This window comes from Mesorhizobium sp. M7A.F.Ca.AU.001.01.1.1 (genome assembly GCF_004022735.1).
GTDB classification, from domain to species: domain Bacteria; phylum Pseudomonadota; class Alphaproteobacteria; order Rhizobiales; family Rhizobiaceae; genus Mesorhizobium; species Mesorhizobium ciceri.
Genome location: NZ_RZPF01000471.1, coordinates 1 through 5,322, shown reverse-complemented (window position 1 = coordinate 5,322; position 5,322 = coordinate 1). Strand labels below are relative to the sequence as shown.

The 5,322-nt window shown below is 59.3% G+C and carries 9 protein-coding genes; 5 read left to right on the top strand and 4 right to left on the bottom strand.

The annotated features are described in order from the left end of the window. The 3 genes from EN884_RS24595 to EN884_RS24585 form a co-directional block, all read left to right on the top strand. Positions 1–838: acetate kinase (locus EN884_RS24595; protein WP_128360780.1), on the top strand; the 838-nt coding region annotated here is incomplete at its 5' end. A gap of 207 nt (positions 839–1,045) precedes the next feature. After that, a complete protein-coding gene (locus EN884_RS24590; protein WP_013531534.1) occupies positions 1,046–1,285 on the top strand; it encodes a hypothetical protein in 240 nt (79 codons plus the stop codon). Positions 1,286–1,376: 91 nt separating this feature from the next. Further along, a complete protein-coding gene (locus EN884_RS24585) occupies positions 1,377–1,589 on the top strand; it encodes a hypothetical protein (RefSeq protein ID WP_063168031.1) in 213 nt (70 codons plus the stop codon). Positions 1,590–1,646: 57 nt separating this feature from the next. Here EN884_RS24585 and EN884_RS24580 read toward each other — a convergent pair whose 3' ends face one another. The 4 genes from EN884_RS24580 to EN884_RS24565 all read right to left on the bottom strand — a co-directional run bounded on the left by EN884_RS24580 (position 1,647) and on the right by EN884_RS24565 (position 3,065). Continuing rightward, entirely contained in the window at positions 1,647–1,811 is a 165-nt protein-coding gene (locus tag EN884_RS24580) for a hypothetical protein (RefSeq protein WP_013531536.1), read from the bottom strand. Positions 1,812–1,975: 164 nt separating this feature from the next. Continuing rightward, positions 1,976–2,176 (bottom strand): KTSC domain-containing protein, encoded by a 201-nt coding sequence (locus EN884_RS24575; RefSeq protein WP_013531537.1) that lies wholly within the window; start codon positions 2,174–2,176, stop codon positions 1,976–1,978. An 80-nt stretch (positions 2,177–2,256) separates the two neighbouring features. Beyond that, complete coding sequence (locus tag EN884_RS40170) at positions 2,257–2,703, bottom strand: GFA family protein (RefSeq protein ID WP_063168030.1); 447 nt, start codon at positions 2,701–2,703, stop codon at positions 2,257–2,259. A gap of 62 nt (positions 2,704–2,765) precedes the next feature. Next, complete coding sequence (locus EN884_RS24565) at positions 2,766–3,065, bottom strand: PRC-barrel domain-containing protein (RefSeq protein WP_013531539.1); 300 nt, start codon at positions 3,063–3,065, stop codon at positions 2,766–2,768. A gap of 571 nt (positions 3,066–3,636) precedes the next feature. Here EN884_RS24565 and EN884_RS24555 point away from each other — a divergent pair. Then, positions 3,637–4,386, top strand: coding sequence for a Crp/Fnr family transcriptional regulator (locus tag EN884_RS24555; protein ID WP_082826458.1), 750 nt, complete (start codon positions 3,637–3,639; stop codon positions 4,384–4,386). A 390-nt stretch (positions 4,387–4,776) separates the two neighbouring features. Then, on the top strand, positions 4,777–5,322 hold a 546-nt coding region (locus tag EN884_RS24550; RefSeq protein ID WP_164895133.1), incomplete at its 3' end, for an alpha-ketoglutarate-dependent dioxygenase AlkB.

Genomic DNA, 5,322 nt, shown 5'->3' with positions numbered 1-5,322 from the left:
CGACAAACTTACGCCGCTTGCTCCGCTGCATCAGCCTCGCAGTCTCGCGCCCGTCCGTGCAATAGCCGCCTTGCAACCGGACCTGCCACAGGTTGGCTGTTTCGACACCGCTTTCCACCAGACGATCGATCCGCTCGTGCGGCGCTTTGCCCTTCCGCGCCAGTATGAAGAGCAAGGCTTGCGCCGCTACGGGTTCCACGGTCTCTCCTATGAATACATCGCCGGGCGGCTCAGCGAGATATCGCCAATTTTCGCGGCGAAACACACGATCGTCGCCCATCTCGGCAATGGGGCAAGTCTTTGCGCCCTGCACGGGGGCAAAAGCATCGATACCACGATGGGTTTTTCGGCCCTGGATGGCCTCGTCATGGGCACGCGGTGCGGCGCCATCGATCCCGGCGTGCTGTTGTATTTCCTGCTGGAAAGAGGCATCGCGGCGGAAGAACTGCAGGCGATGCTCTACGAGAAGTCGGGCCTGCTCGGCGTATCCGGTATTTCCGGCGACATGAGGACGCTCGAAGCGAGCAATGATCCTCGCGCGCAAGAGGCGATGGCGCTTTTCGCCTTTCGCGCCGCGAGAGAGGCCGCGGCGCTTGCAAACACGATGGGTGGCCTTGAATGCCTGGTGTTCACCGCCGGCATCGGCGAACGGTCCGCGACCATCCGCAAGGCCATATGCGAAAAATTGACCTGGCTTGGCGTGGTGCTTGAAGATCGCGCCAACAACACCCACGCCGAGATCCTCAGTCGTCCCGAGAGCAAGGTGGAAGTACGCGTGATTGCGACCGATGAGGAAAGTGTCGTTGCACGTCACAGCCGCATGGTGATGCAAGCCTGAACGCTCGCCTCGGCATCGGAAAATCGGCTGTCGGTTCGGCCCGATGAAAGCCCGGGCAAGGGTATTCCCTGTACGAAAATTACCAAGCAAGCGGTCGGGGGAACCAACTGCCCATAGAAATATTGTGCGAGCAATCCCGGCTAACCCCGAGATCGTCGGCCGATGATCAGGCCGACAGCCTTACTTCAGGCATTGGCTGAGGAATCCATGTTTACGGACGACGTTGCGGTGAGGCGCCTGAAAATCCTGGTCGAGCAATATGTCGAGACACGCAAGAAACGCCACGATGTGATCTCTACCGCCAAGGCCGGGACCGCAATTCGAGAGGTGATGCCAAGTTGCCCGCTTTCAGGAAAGGCCTTCGATGATCTGATAGCGGCCTGCGCCATCGAGCATGGCCTCGCTGTGCTCTTCGACAATCCGGGGACATCAGGCACTGAAGTCTGAGGCTGGCGCTTCCGATGCTACCGTCGCGATGAGCAGGAGTTCAGTCGGCATGTCCAGGTACTTTTTCGACCTTCGAGATGAGAGCGGAAGCTTGCAGGAGGATCCCGAGGGCCAGGAATTTTCTGATCTCGCGAGCGCTGAGGAAAACGCGATGGCGTCGGCGAAGGAAATCCTTGCCGAAGAGCTGCTGCATGGCAGGCCGCTGCGTACCGGATTGACCTTCGAGATTTTTGACGAGAACCGCAACCTGGTGCTGCGCTTTCCTTTTGCGCTCGCGGCCGAAAAGGCCGGGGCACCCCCTTAATCCCGAATTGCCTGGCCGATCACCTGCAGGGGCCATACAGGTCGCCTCATGCGGATCCTATCCTTCCGCCTTGAAGTTTCTGGCTTCCTTCTCGACCTTGGGGTTGTCCTTGCCATGCTTTTGCATGAGCTCCTTGGCTTGCTTGGGTGAGACGTCGGTGGTCTCTGCCAAGCGCAATGCCTTCTTGTCCTTGCTTTCGGTCTTCTGCTTCTTGGCCGTCATGGCTCTTGAACTCCCTTGAAGCCTTTTCCGATCGATCTTTGCCGGTGCGAACACCTGAGCATGTCCAGATGAACACTTTCGTTGCCTGGCCTGCTTCGATGACGAGACGTCAACGAGACGATGCCGGTCAGGTTCCGTGCATCGCCTGCTCATGTCCAAACTTGTCACGCCACGCGGCGGTACCGATGGCGGTCGCGGATGAACTCATTGAAGAAGCGGCCTTTTGAGGAAGCTTTGGTGAAAGCGGCATAAGTTGCCGGTGCAACATCCTCATATTCGTAGCGTCTGCCGCTCGGCACAAACCAGACCGACAGGATCCTGGTGGCGGGATCGTATTGCGCATTTCGGATCACGGTCGATGGCATGGTCGCACCCGACAGGTCTGCCCGAATAACCCGTTAGCGATCGTCAGGTTCCGCCGATATCCTGGCGTCACGCACCGCGACTACCGGTCGCGCGGGTTGCCGAACTTCGGGTCGCGCTTCCTTGAATATCGGTCGATGCGTGGCAGGCTGTCATCAAACTCGATCCACGGCAGCCTCAGGTCCCAATAGGCATGGGCTTGCGGCCGAAACCCTTCAGGGTTGTCAAAGAAGCCGATCGTCACATAGAACTCGTCCGGCAGGCCTTCGTCGCTATAGCCTATCGAGCTTCCACAGTCTGGGCAGAACGTGCGGGTGACGCCTGGCGTTTGGGAAAAGGCCTTCGGCGTCCCTCTAAGGAGCTGAAATTGCTTCGGCCGGTAACCAACCCAGATCGTCAGCGGACTTCCGATGGCCCGGCGGCAATCGTCGTCGTGATCGTAGCATATCCAGAAAGGCTCTCCGTCCAGGGCTGCGGCGATCCCTCCGCAGAAGCAGGCTCCGGTTTTCGCGCCGCATCGTCTGTCCACCCTGTTGCGCCTAAGAGAGAGCGGCCGAGTGGCCGCTCCCGTTCAAGGTGAAGTCCTTGAAATCATGCATCGTGATGCTCGGGCATGCTCTTGAGCTGATCCTTGGTCCAGTTCGTCACCGCGTGAACGTCGCCGTCTTCATCGCGCATGAATTCCAACTGGCTTGCGGGAACGGCCACCGGCTTGGCGCCAATGCCGAGAAAGCCGCCGACATCGATGACGACCTGACTGGCGGCTCCTGAGCCGTGCACATGCGAAACGCTGCCGACTTTGTTGTCGTCTGCGTCGTAAATCGTGGCGTCTTCGAGAATGTCTGGTGTCAGTTCGGTGCTTGTGAGGCGTACGTGGTTGGTGTGATCCATCTTTCGAGACTCCTGTTGGGTGGAATATTTGAACCTCTCAGCCGAGCAATCGTTCCGAACAATTCCGGGGGCGACGGACGGACGACGCAAGGACGCTAGAAGCCTCAACTCAGCCTCCGTCCGAATTGACTCGCAAAGCTCCGTACGGAAGCGTACAAAAGGAAATCGTCAGCAGCACAGTTGGGGCGCTGACGCTTGGGAGTGACCATCGCTCTTGCCCATCACGAGGCATGGTGTTGCACGGCGAAGGAGCCCGAGCACCCCGGTCTGCCATTGGGCGCGATGACCGCGCTGGCGCGGGATACAGGCGCCACTGAACAACAGATACGCGAAATCATATCGCTCCTCGGGTTCGATCGCGCCTCTATCCTGCGGGAGGCTCGTTTGCTGGCGAAAGATAGTCAGCCAACAAGGCCTTCGAGTCTTCAGCAGTAACTGTCGGTTTCATACCAACGCGCCCGCCCGTCTAGTGCTGCGCGAGACGAAGTCTATGGTTCGTTACCGTCCGCTCGTTCGACGGGCGCGGCCGGCTAAGAGATCCCAGTGCTCTTGCCCAAGGGAAAAGAGTCTCGTGGATTACCAGACACTGCAAGCCAAGAGCGAATTGCTTCGCCGGATGAGCGCGGACGATTTCGCGCGGCTACGTCCGCATCTGGCGAGTGTTTTTCTTGAGTTGCGCGCGCCGCTGGAGACCGCGGGGCAGAAGATCGAAGCCGTCTATTTTCTGGAAAGCGGGCTGGCCTCGGTAGTGGCGAGGACTTCGCCTGCGACCGAAGCCGAAGTCGGAATCATCGGGTTCGAAGGAATGACCGGTTCGGCCCTGGTCATGGGGGACGACCAGGCCAACTTTGATTGTTACGTCCAGTCGACATGCGAGGCTCTCCGGATAGAGGCTGCCCCCTTCGTCGAAGCCCTGGAGGACAGCCCTACATTGCGGTCGTTCCTGTTGCGCTATGTCCAATATTTCCATGTTCAGACAAGCTATACGGCATCGATCAACGCGCGGCAGAGCCTGGAAGTTCGACTGGCAAGATGGCTTTTGATGTGCAGCGACCGCACTGTCGGCGACAGGCTTATGATAACCCATGAATTTCTGTCCATCATGCTTGGTGTGAGGCGTCCGGGGGTTACCGTCGGCCTCCAGATGATCGAAAGTTACGGTTATATCCGAGCGCGCCGCGGAGAGATTACGATCCGCGATCGAGACGGTCTCATGACGTTGGCGCGAGATTCTTACGGTCCACCCGAAACCCAGTACCGCCGGCTGATCGGAGATTTGGGCTCGAAGCATCCCGCGAGGCAGGAGCGGCCTCTCGTTTGAGCGCGCCGGGCCAACAGAGGCTTCTCCGCCACAGAGCCGCCAGCGGACATTTCGAGTGGCCGGCGCGATGATGCCGGTGAGACACCGTTGCCTAAACCCGCGCCGGCCACTGCGGCATGTTTTGGGGATGCCGCGTTGCCAATCTAGTTGCCGACAAGCAACTGGCAACGAAAGCTCACGGTTTGGTAAGAACCGTACGTACATGCACGCAAACTCCCTCGGTCGCGTTCAAGGCATGCTCGCGAAATCCTGAGTTGAATACAGTCCCTCGATAAAATCCGGATTGGCAGGCCCTGTCCGTCGTTGTGGTGACGTCCGCAGGGTGGGTGCAGATTGGCTGGCCAGGTTCCGATATTGCCAGGCGGGCTGGCCTTCACCATCTTAGCTGGGATGGCGACACCCAAATCGAAAACACTCGACTCCGGCTCATCCGGGCTTCAGCACGATCTCTTTGGTGCTGCCGACGACCTACCGGAAGGTTTCTTCTATCAGCCCGAGTTGATCACGGCGCAAGAAGAAACGGAACTCGCCCGGCATCTGGAAGGCCTGCCGTTCGAGGCGTTCGATTTCCATGGCCATCTGGCAAACCGGCGCGTCGTCGGTTTTGGCCTGCGTTACGACTACGACAGACGCCAGGTCGTCGAGGCGCCGCCGATCCCTGACTTCCTGCTGTCCCTGCGCGACAAGATCGCAGCGTTGGCAGGCCGGCCCGCCAACGCCTTCGCGCAAGTGTTGATCAACGAATACCGGCCCGGCGCCTGCATCGGCTGGCATCGAGACAAGCCTCATTTCGAAGACGTTGCGGGTGTTTCGTTGCTGGCGCCTTGCAGCTTCCGGCTCCGGCGGAAGAATGGCACCAAATGGGACCGCCGGACCATCGTCGTAGAACCAAGGTCGGCGTATCTCATGACCGGACCATCGCGCATGGAATGGGAG